Here is a 16,082-nt window from a genome sequence, read left to right as displayed (position 1 = left end):
CGCGCGGGTGCTGATGCACCCGCGCCGCTTCGGTCAAGGAGCAAGCTATGGCTGGAATGAAGGAAATTCGCGGCAAGATCAAGAGCGTGCAGAACACGCGCAAGATCACGAAGGCGATGGAGATGGTGGCCGCATCGAAGATGCGTCGCGCGCAGGAACGCATGCGCGCCGCTCGTCCGTATGCGGACAAGGTCCGTGCCATCGCTGCGCACATGAGCCGCGCGAACCCGGAGTACCGCCACCCGTTCATGGTGGCGAACGAAGGCGCGAAGACGGCCGGCATCATCCTCGTCACGACGGACAAGGGTCTGTGCGGTGGTCTGAACACCAACGTGCTGCGTGCGACGGTGCAGAAGTTCAAGGAGCTGGAAGAGAAGGGCCAGAAGCTCGAAGCCACCGCGATCGGTAGCAAGGGCCTCGGGTTCCTGAACCGCTTCGGCGCGAAGGTGATGTCGCAGGTCGTGCACCTCGGCGACACCCCGCATCTGGACAAGCTGATCGGCGCCGTGAAGACGCAGCTCGATCTGTACTCGGAAGGCAAGCTGTCGGCGGTTTATATCGCTTACACGCGCTTCGTCAACACGATGAAGCAGGAAGCCGTGATCGAGCAGTTGCTGCCGCTGTCGTCGGAACACTTCGAAGCCGATGACGGTACGCCGGCCACGTCGTGGGACTACATCTACGAGCCGGACGCGCAGGCAGTCGTCGACGAACTGCTCGTGCGTTACGTCGAGGCGCTGGTGTACCAGGCCGTCGCGGAAAACATGGCGTCCGAGCAATCGGCGCGCATGGTCGCGATGAAGGCCGCGTCCGACAACGCGAAGACGGTGATCAGCGAACTGCAGCTCGTGTACAACAAGAGCCGTCAGGCCGCGATCACGAAAGAACTGTCGGAGATCGTCGGCGGCGCAGCCGCTGTTTAAGCGCGCGCCCGGGACGACAACTGCGCCTTTGCGCGAGTAAAGAATCAGGTATTTAAAGGAAAAGCGATGAGTACTGCTGCTTTGGTAGAAGGCAAGATCGTACAGTGCATCGGCGCCGTTATCGACGTGGAATTCCCGCGCGACAGCATGCCGAAGATCTACGACGCGCTCATTCTCGATGGCTCGGAACTGACGCTCGAAGTCCAGCAACAGCTGGGCGACGGCGTGGTCCGTACCATTTGTCTGGGTGCATCCGACGGCCTGCGCCGCGGCCTGACCGTGAAGAACACGGCAAAGCCGATCTCGGTGCCGGTCGGCAAGCCGACCCTCGGCCGAATCATGGACGTGCTTGGCCGTCCGATCGACGAAGCTGGCCTGATCGAAAGCGAAGTGACGCGTTCGATCCACCAGAAGGCTCCGGCGTTCGACGAACTGTCGCCGTCGACCGAACTGCTCGAAACGGGTATCAAGGTTATCGACCTGATCTGCCCGTTCGCAAAGGGCGGCAAGGTTGGCCTGTTCGGCGGTGCTGGCGTGGGCAAGACCGTCAACATGATGGAGCTCATCAACAACATCGCGAAGGAACACGGCGGTTATTCCGTGTTCGCGGGCGTGGGCGAGCGTACCCGTGAAGGGAACGACTTCTACCACGAAATGAAGGACTCGAACGTTCTCGACAAGGTCGCGCTGGTGTACGGCCAGATGAACGAGCCGCCGGGCAACCGTCTGCGCGTCGCGCTGACCGGTCTGACGATGGCCGAGCACTTCCGTGACGAAGGCCTCGACGTGCTGTTCTTCGTCGACAACATCTACCGTTTCACGCTGGCCGGTACCGAAGTGTCGGCACTGCTCGGCCGTATGCCGTCGGCAGTGGGCTATCAGCCGACGCTGGCTGAAGAAATGGGCAAGCTGCAAGAGCGCATCACGTCGACCAAGAAGGGCTCGATTACGTCGGTTCAGGCCGTGTACGTCCCTGCGGATGACTTGACCGACCCGTCGCCGGCTACGACCTTCGGCCACCTGGACGCAACCGTCGTTCTGTCGCGTGACATCGCTTCGCTGGGTATCTACCCGGCGGTCGACCCGCTCGACTCGACGTCGCGCCAGATCGACCCGAACGTGATCGGTGAGGAGCACTACTCGATCACCCGTCGCGTTCAGCAGACGCTGCAGCGCTACAAGGAACTGCGCGACATCATCGCGATTCTGGGTATGGACGAACTGTCGCCGGAAGACAAGCTGTCGGTCGCGCGCGCTCGTAAGATCCAGCGTTTCCTGTCGCAGCCGTTCCACGTCGCTGAAGTGTTCACGGGCTCGCCGGGCAAGTACGTGCCGCTGAAGGAAACGATCCGCGGCTTCAAGATGATCGTCGACGGCGAGTGCGACCACCTGCCGGAACAGGCGTTCTACATGGTCGGCACGATCGACGAAGCCTTCGAAAAGGCCAAGAAGATCTCGTAAGGATTCGAGTGAGTCGAACGGCGCGTGCGGGTCGGGTTGTCGGTCTTCATTGACCGATAGTCAGGCCGGTCGCGCCGACCGCAACACGCTCAATCCGCCGTGCATGGGACGAGAGCAGGCGCCGCAAGGCGTTCGCTCTCGCCGACAGGAGTCCATATGGCAACCATCAAAGTAGACGTCGTCAGCGCGGAAGAGCAGATCTTCTCGGGCGAGGCGAAATTCGTCGCGCTGCCGGGCGAAACGGGTGAGCTGGGCATTCTGCCGGGTCACACGCCGCTGATCACGCGGATTCGTCCGGGTGCGGTGCGCATCGAAGTCGAGGGCGGCAACGACGAATTCGTGTTCGTCGCGGGCGGCATTCTCGAAGTGCAGCCGGGTGCGGTGACGGTGCTCGCCGATACCGCGATCCGCGGCAAGGACCTCGACGCGGCGAAAGCCGAGGAAGCACGCAAGCGTGCCGAGGAAACGCTGCAGAACGCGAAGTCGGATCTCGACCTCGCGAAGGCGCAGTCCGAGCTCGCGACCGCGATGGCGCAGCTCGAGGCGATCCAGCGTCTGGCGAAGATTCGCAGCCGGCACTGAGCCGCGCCGCGTATCCCGCGAAAGAAAGCAGCCTTCGGGCTGCTTTTTTTTCGTCCGTCGTTTTCGTCTGTTTTTTTTGCGGGCCGGATCATACCGTCCGGTCGTGCTATTTCATCCGCGCGCCGGGGTTTGATGTCAGAGTATCGTCAGCGAAGCTGGGCATCATCCGCGATATGGCCTGGGCGTGCGGTGCCGGCGGCAGGGGCAGCGGCGGCACACGTGCCGGGCCTCGATCAGACAAAAAGGACGGAGACATTCATGGCAGCAGACCTTGGCGTGGGCGCGCTGATCGCGCCCGAAAACGGATTGTCGTACGTGCGCGGCACGTCCGACGTGCCGCTCTCGGAAGCGACGATCGGCCGGTTCCTGCTCGACACGGCCGGCCGCTTTCCCGATCGTCCGGCCGTCGTGTTCCGCGAGCAGCAGGTGCGCTGGACCTGGCGCGAGTTCGCGAACGAGGTCGACGTGCTGGCGGCCGGCCTCGCCTCGCTCGGCATCGTGAAGGGCGATCGCGTCGGCATCTGGTCGCCGAACCGCAGCGAATGGCTGCTCACGCAGTTCGCGACCGCGCGGATCGGTGCGGTGCTCGTCAACATCAATCCGGCCTACCGGCTGTCGGAGCTCGAATACGCGCTGAACAAGGTTGGCTGCAAGGCCGTGATCGCCGCCGAGCGCTTCAAGACATCCGCGTACGTCGAGATGCTGCAGACCATCGCGCCGGAGCTTGCGACCGCGACGCCGGGCGACCTGCATGCGGCGCGCGTGCCGAGCCTGCGCACGGTCGTGTCGATGGGCGACGTCGCGCCGGCCGGCATGTTCCGCTTCGCGGACCTGATGGCGCGCGGCCGCCAGGCCGTCGATCCCGCGTTGCTCGATGCGATCGGCGCGACGCTTACGGCCAACGAGCCGATCAACATCCAGTTCACGAGCGGCACGACGGGCAGCCCGAAGGGCGCGACGCTCACGCATCGCAACGTCGTCAACAACGGGCGCTCGATCGCGACGGCGATGCGTTTCACCGAGCAGGACACGCTGTGCATCCCGGTGCCGCTGTATCACTGCTTCGGGATGGTGCTCGCGGTGCTCGCGTGCGTGTCGAAGGGCGCGGCGATGGTGTTCCCCGGCGAAGCGTTCGACCCGGTTGCGACGCTCGCGGCGGTGGCCGACGAACGCTGCACCGCGCTGCATGGCGTGCCGACGATGTTCATCGCCGAGCTCGATCACCCGTCGTTCCCGACGTTCGACCTGTCGACGCTGCGCACCGGGATCATGGCCGGCTCGCCGTGCCCGATCGAGACGATGAAGCGCGTCGTGTCGCAGATGCACCTGTCGGAAATCACGATCGCGTACGGAATGACGGAAACGAGCCCCGTGTCGTTCCAGAGCTCGACCGACGATCCGCTCGAGAAGCGCACGACGACGGTCGGGCGCATCCAGCCGCATCTGGAGGTGAAGGTCGTCGATCCGAGCGGCGCCATCGTGCCGGTCGGCGCGACGGGCGAGCTGTGCACGAAGGGCTATTCGGTGATGCTCGGCTACTGGGACGACGACGCGAAGACGCGCGAGGTGCTGGTGGATGGCTGGATGCATACGGGCGACCTCGCGACGCTCGATGCGGACGGCTACTGCAACATCGTCGGCCGGCTGAAGGACATGGTGATCCGCGGCGGCGAGAACGTCTATCCGCGCGAGATCGAGGAATTCCTGTTTCGGCATCCGAAGATTCAGAGCGCGCAGGTGTTCGGCGTGCCCGACGCGAAGTACGGCGAGGAGCTGTGCGCGTGGATCGTGCTGCGCGCGGACGAGCAGATGACCGAGGACGACGTGCGTGCGTTCTGCCAGGGGCAGATCGCGCATTACAAGATCCCGCGCTACATCCGCTTCGTCGACGAGCTGCCGATGACGGTGACGGGCAAGGTGCAGAAGTTCGTGATGCGCGACCGGATGATCGAGGAGCTGAAGCTCAACGTGCAGAAGACCGCGTAGCGCGGCATGGAGGCAGGAAAAACGCGGCGGCCTGCGGGCCGTTGCGCTTTCGATGGACGAAAAAAAGCGGGCTTATTAGCCCGCTAAAAACCACACGCTACGGGGTTAGCGCGAGGAGACCAAAGATGAAACCGGATCCGGCGGGGGGCCGGAAACGACTCCAACAGGGATGCCCCTGGGAAGGGCTTCGGTACGTGACCGACTGGCTCGCAGCGCTTCGCGTCCGCTCACACTTGGCACACGAGACCGCATCCGTGTTGAAACCGTTGAGGCCATTGTGGGCGAATTAATGACCCCTCGCGGTAACAAAGTGTTTCAGGTTGTAACGCCCGCCAGATAAGGCTTTCCGGGATTTTTTGCTGTTTTTGAGGGCCCGAAAAAGGTCATTTTTACCCATATTTTCCGCAGCGTTTTCAGCGCATGCGCACGATGCGTTTTTCATGCGTATCAGGCTCGACGAACTGCCGATTTGTACGCGAGAAAATGCGCGATTCGGCCGATACCGCGCATGACGATTCATTCGTCAGAAAGATTTTGAAACGTGATTGGCCTGCGCGGAAGTTGGCCGTTCGGCCAATTTGGTGGCTTCGGGCCGATTTTGCGGGCGCGGGCATGCCGCGTCGAAGTGTAACGGCGGCGCTTCGGCCGCCGCCGTGCAGCGACTTTCGCGGGCGGCAACCGCAGGGTCGGTGCCCGCTATCGGCCGCGGTACGCGCACCCGCTTACTTCAGCCATTTGTCCGAAATCGCCTGGTATTCGCCGGTCGACAGCGCGAGATGCAGCCATTGATCGACGTACTGCTGGAACGCGACGTCGCCGCGCGGCACCATGTACGCCTTCTCGCCGAACTGGAACGGCTTGTCCGGATGCACCGAGCACAGGCCCGGATTCAGCTTTTGCTGCAGCAGCGTCTCGGACGCATCCGTCACCATCACGTCCGCCTTGCCCGCGAGGATCTGTTTGAAGATCGTTACGTTGTCCGGATAGACGGTGAGGTTTGCGTGCGTGAAATACTGCTTCGCGAAACGCTCGTTGGTGCCGCCCGGGTTCACGATCACGCGCGTTTCCGGCTGGTCGATCTGTGCGATGGTCTGATATTTGCCGGCGTCCGCGCAGCGCACGATCGGCGTCTTGCCGTCCACGACGTACGGCTGCGTGAAGAACACGCGCTTCTGGCGCTCGAGCGTCGTCGAGACGCCGCCCACCGCGATGTCGCATTTCGCGACGAAGTCGCCGGTCAGGTTCGGCCAGCTCGTCTTCACGTAGTCGGTCTTCACGCCCAGCGATTTCGCGAGCGATTCGGCCATGTCGATGTCGATGCCCTCGAAGTGGCCGTCCGCACGGTAGTACGAATACGGCTTGTAGTCGCCCGTCGTGCACACGCGCAGCGTGCCGCGCGCGAGCACGTCGTCGAGCCGCGAGCCGGCGCCCGGTGCGGCGGTGGCGCCGCCCGCGCCGGTCTGCGCGTGCGCGGCGGCGCAGCACAGCAGCGCGGCCGCGGCGAGCGTGGCGAATGTCTTCATCGGTCTCCTCCTTCGTTTCGTTCGATATGAGCGTCCGATCATAACGGAGCCATCGCGCGCGTCATATGGCCGCCATCGCGTCGGCATACGCAGCCCTGTGGCGACTGTCCGGTAAAATGCCGCTTTGCCCTCGCATCGTCGCTCCTACCGTGGCCCATAACCTGCTCAACGACACCTTCCTGCGTGCGCTTCTGCGCGAGCCGACCGACTACACGCCGATCTGGCTGATGCGCCAGGCCGGCCGCTACCTGCCCGAATACAACGCGACGCGCGCGCGCGCCGGCAGCTTTCTCGGTCTCGCGAAGAATCCCGACTACGCGACCGAAGTGACGCTGCAGCCGCTCGAGCGCTTTCCGCTCGACGCCGCGATCCTGTTCTCGGACATCCTGACGATTCCGGACGCAATGGGGCTCGGCCTCGACTTCCAGGTCGGCGAAGGGCCGAAGTTCGCGCATCCGGTGCGCACCGAGGCCGACGTCGCGAAGCTCGCGGTGCCGGACATCGAAGAGACGCTCGGCTACGTGACGGGCGCCGTGCGCGAGATTCGCCGCGCGCTCACCGACGGCCAGGGCCGCCAGCGCGTGCCGCTGATCGGCTTTTCGGGCAGCCCGTGGACACTCGCGTGCTACATGGTCGAAGGCGGCGGGTCGGACGATTTCCGCACGGTGAAGTCGATGGCGTATTCGCGCCCCGACCTGATGCACCGGATCCTCGACGTGAACGCGCAGGCGGTGGCCGCGTACCTGAACGCGCAGATCGAAGCGGGCGCCCAGGCCGTGATGATCTTCGATACGTGGGGCGGCGCGCTGGCGGACGGCGCGTACCAGCGCTTCTCGCTCGACTACATCCGCCGCGTGGTCTCGCAGCTCAAGCGCGAGCACGACGGCGAGCGCGTGCCGGTGATCACCTTCACGAAGGGCGGCGGGCTGTGGCTCGAGGAGATCGCGGCGACCGGCGTCGACGCGGTCGGGCTCGACTGGACGGTCAACCTCGGCAAGGCGCGCGAGCGTGTTGCGGGCAAGGTCGCGCTGCAAGGCAACCTCGACCCGACGATCCTGTTTGCGCCGCCCGCCGCGGTACGCGAGCAGGCGCGCGCGGTGCTCGACAGCTACGGCAACCATCCGGGCCACGTATTCAACCTCGGGCACGGCATTTCGCAATTCACGTCGCCCGATCACGTCGCCGAACTCGTCGACGAAGTGCACAGCCACAGCCGCGCGATTCGTAGCGGAGCCGCCGGCTGAACGCAAGCGCTGTCATGCTGCACTGCGGGGTGACAGCGTTTCGCTGTCGGCGCTAAACAGGGCGCAACCCCGCACCGGTTGCCGATTCAGTGCTTGTCAAGACTTGACTTATACACATTTTCCACGTTGCAGCGCGGTAGAGCCCTGTATCGGTCAATTTGTCTCGCTATGGTTCGGTAATTTGAATAGCAGCCTTATGGAATAAGGCTCTGCGGGGCACCGCGACAAGCGCGGAAAATCAGCGGAAAGCGCGGCCCCGCGTGCGTTGCGGCCCGTGAATGGCGAGTTCTCAACAAAGTTATCCACAGGCTGGGCAGGGTATACGGCGATTCCTAATGCGAATCCAAAACTTAGCGCCGAATCTGAAGTTTTACTTTAAGTCCGTCGCCTCGATGCGGGCGCGGATACTGGCCGTCCATGGCCATGCGGTGCGTGCCGTCGCCGGAGCGCTGTCATGAGCGGCACCTATTTGCGCGTCGCGCTCGACCATCCGCTCGCCACCCTGTTCGACTACCGCTGTGATGCGCAGCCGGCGCCCGTGCCCGGCACGCTCGTGCAAGTGCCGTTCGGCAAGCGCCAGGCCGTCGGGCTCGTCTGCGAAGTGACGACTCACACCGACGTGCCGCCGTCCCGGATACGGGCGGTCGACGCGATCTGCACCGATCTGCCGCCGTTGTCCCCGGACTGGCTCGCGCTCGTGTCGTTCGCCGCTGATTACTACCAGCGCGGGCGTGGCGAGGTCGCGTTGCCGGCGCTGCCGCAGGCGCTGCGCGATGCCGGGCGCTGGGGGCGCCTGCTCGCGCCCGAGGTGCGCTACCGGCCGACGGAAGCCGGCCGCGCGGCGCTGCCCGATGCGTTGCCCGCGCGCGGTGCCGCGCTGCGGCGGCTCGCGCAGGCGCTGGTCGATACCGGTTCGCTGGCGCTGCCCGATGCGCGCGCGCTGCATCCGAAGGCGGCCGCGACGCTCGACGACTGGGCGGCGCGCGGCTGGGTCGACGTCGAGGAGATCGGCTGGGCCGATGCGCCTGTGCCCAAAGCTGTGGATAACCTGTTGGCAGCCGGTGGACGAACTGTGCCCCCGGCGCTCACGGACCAGCAGGCCGAGGCGCTCGACGCGATCCGCGCTGCGCAGGGCTTCGCGCCGTTCCTGCTGCACGGCGTGACGGGCAGCGGCAAGACCGAGGTCTATCTGCATGCGCTCGCGTCGCTGCTCGACGCACGGCCGGACGCGCAGGCGCTCGTGCTCGTGCCCGAAATCAACCTGACACCGCAGTTCGAGGCCGCGTTTCGCGCGCGCTTCGCGGGTGCGCTCGCCGACGACGCGATCGTCACGCTGCACAGCGGGCTCGCCGAGGGCGAGCGTGCGCGCAATTGGCTCGCCGCGCATACGGGCCGCGCGCGGATCGTGCTCGGCACGCGCCTCGCGGTGCTCGCGTCGATGCCGACGCTCGCGCTGGTCGTCGTCGACGAGGAGCACGAGCCCGCCTACAAGCAGCAGGAAGGGCTGCGCTACTCGGCCCGCGATCTCGCCGTGTGGCGCGCGAAGCAGCTCGGCATCACGGTCGTACTCGGCTCGGCGACGCCGTCGCTCGAAAGCTGGTGGCAGGCCGAGCAGGGCCGCTACACGCGGCTCACGTTGTCGCGCCGCGCAGTGGCCGACGCGACGTTGCCGACCGTACGGCTGATCGATCTCGAAGAGGAGCGGCGGCGCGGGCGCGCGTCGATGGGCGGGCTGTCGGGGCCGCTCGTCGCGGCGCTGAAGGCGCGGCTCGAACGCGGCGAACAGAGCCTCGTGTTCCTGAACCGGCGCGGCTACGCACCGCAGCTCGCCTGCGACGCGTGCGGCTGGGTCGCGGGTTGCCCGCGCTGCAGCGCGTACGTCGTGCTGCACAAGCCCGAGCACGCGCTGCGTTGCCATCACTGCGGCTGGGAGTCGCGCATTCCGCGATCGTGCCCCGAGTGCGGGAACGTCGACATCGCGCCGCTCGGGCGCGGCACGCAACGCATCGAGGAGGCGCTCGCCGAGGCGGTGCCGGGCGCGCGCGTGCTGCGGATCGACGCGGACAGCACGCGCCGCAAGGGCAGCGCGCAGGCGCTCTTTTCCGACGTGCATGCGGGCGAGGTCGATATCCTCGTCGGCACGCAGATGATTGCGAAGGGGCACGACTTCCAGCGCGTGTCGCTCGTCGGCGTGCTCAATGCCGATACCGCGCTGTTCTCGCATGACTTCCGCGCGAGCGAACGGCTGTTCGCGCAGCTGATGCAGGTGAGCGGCCGCGCGGGGCGCGCCGGGCTGCCTGGCGAGGTGCTCGTGCAGACGCGTTACCCGCGTCATGCGCTGTACCACGCGCTCGGGCGGCAGGATTACGTCGGCTTCGCGAATTCGACGCTCGGCGAGCGCCGCGACGCGCACCTGCCGCCGTTCGTCTACCAGGCGCTGCTGCGCGCCGAAGGGCGCACGCTCGACGCGGCGCTCGCGTTCCTGCTGCAGGCCGCAGCCGCGTTGCCGGGGCTGCCGGGCGCCGATCGCGTGACCGTGTACGACGCGGTGCCGATGACGATCGTCAAGGTCGCGAACGTCCATCGCGCGCAGTTGCTGCTCGAAAGCGCGTCGCGGGCGGCGCTGCAGCATGCGCTGCGCGCGTGGCAACCGGAGTTGCGCGCGCTGAAGGGTGTGCTGCGGTGGAGCGTCGAAGTCGATCCGCTGGATATCTGAGCGGCGCGCCATGCGGCCATCGTGCCGCGTGGCGCTGCGTTGAAGCCCGGGCCGCCGCGCCGGGCGCCTCCGAACCGTCTTTTGCCGCACGGCCGCACCCGGACGCCACGTCCGCCATCACACTCAGTGCAACCCGTTTTCGTCCGCCGTCACGCCCGCGGAAGGTTGCGCACGCATGTCAAACCGGCCCGCTCAGGGAAAACACCGATCCACCGACCACGGGCAACCCCTAGGTTGCAACCGCATAAGTGGCTGATTATATTGACTAACTTGAGGGTGCAACCTATCTTGCAATTTGGTTGCACCTTTTTATTGCGTGCCGTAGGATTTCGCGCATCCTCTCACACCACATTGCCGGGCTCGCACCGGCGCACGAACCCACCATGGCAAGCACGACTCTCGGCGTCAAAGTCGACGACCTTCTCCGCTCGCGCCTCAAGGACGCCGCCGCGCGTCTCGAGCGCACTCCCCACTGGCTGATCAAGCAGGCGATCTTCGCGTACCTCGAGCGGATCGAGCACGGCCAGTTGCCGCCCGAGCTGTCGGGCCACAGCGGCGTGACGGAGCTCGCCGACGGTCAGTCCACGGACGGCGACGACGACAACTCGCCGCATCCGTTCCTCGAGTTCGCGCAGAACGTGCAGCCGCAATCGGTGCTGCGCGCGGCGATCACGGCCGCGTACCGCCGCCCCGAGCCGGAATGCGTGCCGTTCCTGCTCGGCCAGGCGCGCCTGCCCGCGAACCTGCAGGCGGACGTGCAGGCGCTCGCGACGAAGCTCGTCGAGGCGCTGCGCGAGAAGAGCTCGGGCGGCGGCGTCGAAGGGCTGATCCACGAGTTCTCGCTGTCGAGCCAGGAAGGCGTCGCGCTGATGTGTCTCGCCGAAGCGCTGCTGCGCATTCCCGATCGCGCGACGCGCGATGCGCTGATCCGCGACAAGATCAGCAAGGGCGACTGGCGTTCGCACGTCGGTCACGCGCCGTCGCTGTTCGTGAACGCGGCGACCTGGGGGTTGATGATCACCGGCAAGCTGGTGACGACCAACAGCGAAGCGGGGCTGTCGTCGGCGCTGACGCGCCTGATCGGCCGCGGCGGCGAGCCGCTGATCCGCAAGGGTGTCGACATGGCGATGCGCCTGATGGGCGAGCAGTTCGTCACCGGCGAGACGATTTCCGAAGCGCTCGCGAACAGCCGCAAGTACGAAGCGCGCGGCTTCCGCTACTCGTACGACATGCTCGGCGAAGCGGCGACGACCGAAGAGGACGCACAGCGCTACTACGCGTCGTACGAACAGGCGATCCACGCGATCGGCAAGGCGGCCGGCGGCCGCGGCATCTACGAAGGCCCGGGCATCTCGATCAAGCTGTCGGCGCTGCACGCGCGCTACTCGCGCTCGCAGCAGGACCGCACGATGAGCGAGCTGCTGCCGCGCGTGCGTGCGCTTGCGCTGCTCGCGCGCCGCTATGACATCGGCCTGAACATCGACGCGGAAGAGGCCGACCGCCTCGAGCTGTCGCTCGACCTGCTGGAAGCACTGTGCTTCGACCCGGAACTCGCGGGCTGGAACGGCATCGGCTTCGTCGTGCAGGGCTACCAGAAGCGCTGCCCGTTCGTGATCGACTACCTGATCGATCTCGCGCGCCGCAGCCGTCACCGCCTGATGATCCGCCTCGTGAAGGGCGCGTACTGGGATACCGAGATCAAGCGTGCGCAGGTCGACGGCCTCGAAGGCTATCCGGTCTATACGCGCAAGATCTACACCGACGTGTCGTACCTTGCGTGCGCGAAGAAGCTGCTCGCGGCGCCGGACGCCGTGTACCCGCAGTTCGCGACGCACAACGCGTACACGCTGGCCGCGATCTACCAGCTCGCGGGCCAGAACTACTACCCGGGCCAGTACGAATTCCAGTGTCTGCACGGGATGGGCGAGCCGCTGTACGAGGAAGTTACCGGCCGCGACAAGCTGAACCGCCCGTGCCGCGTGTACGCGCCGGTCGGCACGCACGAGACGCTGCTCGCGTACCTGGTGCGCCGCCTGCTCGAGAACGGCGCGAACACGTCGTTCGTGAACCGCATCGCGGACAAGACCGTGTCGGTGAAGGAGCTGGTCGCCGATCCGGCCGACGAAGCGATGAAGGTCGTGCCGCTCGGCGCGCCGCACGCGAAGATCCCGCTGCCGCGCCACCTGTACGGCGACGAGCGGCCCAACTCGATGGGCCTCGACCTGTCGAACGAACATCGCCTGGCATCGCTGTCGTCCGCACTGCTGGCGAGCGCGCACTTCCCGTGGCGCGCGGCGCCGATGCTCGACGACGACACGGTCGCCGACGCGCCGGCCCGCGACGTGCGCAACCCGGCCGACCAGCGCGACCTGGTCGGCACGGTCAGCGAAGCGACGGCCGAACACGTGAGCGCGGCGCTCGCGCACGCGGTGGCCGCCGCGCCGATCTGGCAGGCGACGCCGGTCGATGCACGCGCCGATTGCCTGGTGCGCGCGGCCGACCTGCTCGAAGCGCAGATGCACACGCTGATGGGCCTGATCGTGCGCGAAGCCGGCAAATCGCTGCCGAACGCGATCGCCGAGATCCGCGAAGCGGTCGACTTCCTGCGCTACTACGCCGCGCAGATCCGCGACGAATTCTCGAACGACACGCACCGTCCGCTCGGTCCCGTGGTCTGTATCAGCCCGTGGAACTTCCCGCTCGCGATCTTCATGGGCCAGGTCGCCGCGGCACTCGCGGCCGGCAACACGGTGCTCGCGAAGCCGGCCGAACAGACGCCGCTGATCGCCGCGCAGGCCGTGCGCCTGCTGCGCGAGGCCGGCGTGCCGGCCGGTGCGGTGCAACTGCTGCCGGGTACCGGCGAGACCGTCGGCGCAGCGCTGGTGGCCGATCCGCGCACCCGCGCGGTGATGTTCACCGGCTCGACCGAAGTCGCGCGCCTGATCAACAAGACGCTGTCCGCGCGCCTCGACCCGGACGGCAAGCCGATCCCGCTGATCGCGGAAACGGGCGGTCAGAACGCGATGATCGTCGACTCGTCGGCGCTCGCGGAGCAGGTCGTCGCGGACGTGATGCAGTCGTCGTTCGACTCGGCCGGTCAACGGTGTTCGGCGTTGCGCGTTCTGTGTCTGCAGGACGATGTTGCGGACCGCACGCTGACGATGCTGAAGGGCGCGATGCACGAGCTGGCGCTCGGCAACCCCGACCGGCTGTCGACGGACGTCGGCCCGGTGATCGACGGCGAAGCGAAGCAGACGATCGACACGCACGTCGCGGCGATGAAGGACAAGGGTCACGGCGTCACGCAGCTGCCGGCGCCCGAGGCCTGCGCGCACGGCACGTTCGTGCCGCCGACGCTGATCGAGATCGGCAGCATCGACGAGCTGAAGCGCGAGGTGTTCGGCCCCGTGCTGCACGTGGTGCGTTACCGCCGCAGCCAGCTCGACAAGCTGCTGGAGCAGATCCGCGCGACCGGCTACGGCCTGACGCTCGGCATCCACACGCGGATCGACGAGACGATCGCGCACGTGATCTCGAATGCGCACGTGGGCAACATCTACGTGAACCGCAACGTGATCGGCGCAGTGGTCGGCGTGCAGCCGTTCGGCGGCGAAGGGCTGTCGGGCACGGGCCCGAAGGCCGGCGGCGCGCTGTACCTGCAGCGTCTGCTCGCGACGCGTCCGTCGGGCCTGCCGCGTTCGCTCGCGCAGTCGCTGGTGGCGGACGGTGCGGTGGAAGGCGATGCGCGGGGCAACCCGGCGGCGGCGCTGACCACGCTGCGCGACTGGCTGATCGAGCAGCGCGAGCCGGCGCTGGCCGCGCGTTGCGACGGCTATCTGGCCCAGGTGCCGGCCGGTGCGACCGCGGTGCTGAGCGGCCCGACGGGCGAGCGAAACACGTATACACTCGGCCCGCGCGGCACGGTGTTGTGCGTTGCGGCAACGCCGGGCGGTGCGCGCGCGCAGTTCGCGGCGGTGCTGGCGACCGGTAACCGCGCGCTGTTCGCGGGCGCGGCCGGCGAGGCGCTGGTCGCCGCGCTGCCGGCGTCGCTGAAGGCGCATGCAACCGTGCGCAAGCAGGCCGACGCGCCGTTCGACGCGGTGCTGTTCGAAGGCGACAGCGACGAACTGCAGACGCTCGTGAAGGACGTCGCGCAGCGGCCGGGCCCGATCGTGTCGGTGCAGGGCGTGTCGGTGGGCGCGTTCGAGAACGGCGACGCGGAAGATTACGCGCTGGAACGGCTGCTGACGGAGCGCTCGGTGAGCGTGAACACGGCGGCGGCGGGCGGCAATGCGAATTTGATGACGATCGGCTGATCATCCTTGCCGTTCGGATCAAACAAAGGAAGCGGCAAGGCGATCCCGAAGCCGCTCCATTTACCCTGGTACCAAGGAGATGCTATGCAACACACGATGAAAAAGCTGGCAGGCGCGACGTTTGTCGCCGTCATGTCGCTGGCGGGGACGGCCCATGCGGATGACGTGAAGATCGGTTACGCAGGGCCGATGACGGGTGCGCAGGCGCACTACGGCAAGGATATGCAGAACGGGATCGTGCTCGCGATCGAGGATTTCAACGCGACGAACCCGAAGATCGGCGGCAAGCCGGTGAAGTTCGCACTCGACACGCAGGACGACCAGGCTGACCCGCGCACCGGCACGACGGTTGCGCAGAAGCTCGTCGACGACGGCATCAAGGGCATGCTCGGCCACTTCAACTCGGGCACGACGATCCCGGCCTCGCGCATCTACGCGAACGCGGGCATCCCGGAAATCGCGATGGCGACGGCACCGGAATACACGCAGCAGGGTTACAAGACGACCTTCCGCATGATGACGTCCGACACGCAGCAAGGCTCGGTGGCCGGCACGTTCGCGTCGAAGGATCTCGGCATGAAGAAGATCGCGATCGTCGACGATCGCACGGCCTACGGCCAGGGTCTTGCCGACCAGTTCGAGAAGGCCGCGAAGGCCGGCGGCGCGACGATCGTCGACCGCGAATTCACGAACGACAAGGCTGTCGACTTCAAGGCAATTCTGACCAAGCTGAAGGCTGCGAAGCCGGATCTCGTCTACTACGGCGGCGCGGATTCGCAGGCTGCACCGATGGTCAAGCAGATGAAGACGCTCGGCATCACCGCTCCGCTGATGAGCGGCGAAATGGTGAAGACGCCGACGTTCCTGAAGATCGCGGGCAACGCGGCCGACGGCACGATCGCTTCGCTGGCAGGTCTCCCGCTGGAAGAAATGCCGGGCGGCAAGACGTACGCGGACAAGTACAAGAAGCGCTTCGGTGAAGAAGTGCAGACGTACTCGCCGTATGCCTACGACGGCGCGATGGCGCTGTTCAACGCGATGAAGAAGGCCGATTCGACCGATCCGGCGAAGTACCTGCCGCTGCTCGCGAAGACCGACATGGCCGGCGTGACGTCGACGCACGTCGCGTATGACGCGAAGGGCGACCTGAAGAACGGCGGCATCACGATGTACAAGGTCGAGAAGGGCGAGTGGAAGCCGCTGAAGAGCATCGGCGGCAAGTAAGCAGCCGATGACGTGACGCGCGGGCGGCGGCGAATGTCGCAGCCCCGTCGATCATGCGAAAAAGCCACCGGGCCGTCGGGCCGGGTGGCTTTTTCTTTTTCCGTGGC

Annotated in this window: 9 protein-coding genes; 8 read left to right on the top strand and 1 reads right to left on the bottom strand. The window is 66.4% G+C overall.

All coding sequences use genetic code 11. The features are described 5' to 3' along the window. The first annotated feature begins 47 nt into the window (after nucleotides 1–47). The 4 genes from atpG to QZM67_RS23925 all read left to right on the top strand — a co-directional run bounded on the left by atpG (nucleotide 48) and on the right by QZM67_RS23925 (nucleotide 4,952). Nucleotides 48–923, top strand: a complete 876-nt coding sequence (atpG, locus tag QZM67_RS23940) for a F0F1 ATP synthase subunit gamma (protein WP_175023463.1) — start codon at nucleotides 48–50, stop codon at nucleotides 921–923. Nucleotides 924–989: 66 nt separating this feature from the next. Then, entirely contained in the window at nucleotides 990–2,384 is a 1,395-nt protein-coding gene (gene atpD / locus QZM67_RS23935; RefSeq protein ID WP_301807066.1) for a F0F1 ATP synthase subunit beta, read from the top strand. Nucleotides 2,385–2,540: 156 nt separating this feature from the next. Next, a complete protein-coding gene (locus tag QZM67_RS23930; RefSeq protein WP_006477288.1) occupies nucleotides 2,541–2,966 on the top strand; it encodes a F0F1 ATP synthase subunit epsilon in 426 nt (141 codons plus the stop codon). Nucleotides 2,967–3,224: 258 nt separating this feature from the next. Further along, nucleotides 3,225–4,952 (top strand): AMP-binding protein, encoded by a 1,728-nt coding sequence (locus QZM67_RS23925; RefSeq protein WP_301807063.1) that lies wholly within the window; start codon nucleotides 3,225–3,227, stop codon nucleotides 4,950–4,952. A 722-nt stretch (nucleotides 4,953–5,674) separates the two neighbouring features. Here QZM67_RS23925 and QZM67_RS23920 read toward each other — a convergent pair. Then, complete coding sequence (locus tag QZM67_RS23920) at nucleotides 5,675–6,475, bottom strand: transporter substrate-binding domain-containing protein (RefSeq protein WP_175023461.1); 801 nt, start codon at nucleotides 6,473–6,475, stop codon at nucleotides 5,675–5,677. A 149-nt stretch (nucleotides 6,476–6,624) separates the two neighbouring features. On the opposite strand from QZM67_RS23920, the gene hemE reads away from it, so the two are divergent. The 4 genes from hemE to QZM67_RS23900 all read left to right on the top strand — a co-directional run bounded on the left by hemE (nucleotide 6,625) and on the right by QZM67_RS23900 (nucleotide 15,975). Next, nucleotides 6,625–7,719, top strand: coding sequence for a uroporphyrinogen decarboxylase (gene hemE, locus QZM67_RS23915; protein ID WP_301807061.1), 1,095 nt, complete (start codon nucleotides 6,625–6,627; stop codon nucleotides 7,717–7,719). Nucleotides 7,720–8,173: 454 nt separating this feature from the next. Further along, nucleotides 8,174–10,435, top strand: a complete 2,262-nt coding sequence (locus QZM67_RS23910) for a primosomal protein N' (RefSeq protein ID WP_301807059.1) — start codon at nucleotides 8,174–8,176, stop codon at nucleotides 10,433–10,435. A 383-nt stretch (nucleotides 10,436–10,818) separates the two neighbouring features. Next, nucleotides 10,819–14,751, top strand: a complete 3,933-nt coding sequence (putA, locus tag QZM67_RS23905; protein ID WP_301807057.1) for a trifunctional transcriptional regulator/proline dehydrogenase/L-glutamate gamma-semialdehyde dehydrogenase — start codon at nucleotides 10,819–10,821, stop codon at nucleotides 14,749–14,751. Nucleotides 14,752–14,835: 84 nt separating this feature from the next. Next, entirely contained in the window at nucleotides 14,836–15,975 is a 1,140-nt protein-coding gene (locus tag QZM67_RS23900; protein ID WP_089449654.1) for a branched-chain amino acid ABC transporter substrate-binding protein, read from the top strand. Nucleotides 15,976–16,082 lie beyond the last annotated feature (107 nt).

It is taken from the genome of Burkholderia sp. AU45251 (genome assembly GCF_030482905.1).
Classification (GTDB): domain Bacteria; phylum Pseudomonadota; class Gammaproteobacteria; order Burkholderiales; family Burkholderiaceae; genus Burkholderia; species Burkholderia aenigmatica.
Note: the sequence above shows the minus strand (reverse complement) of the source record. Positions and strands in the feature narration are given on the sequence as shown.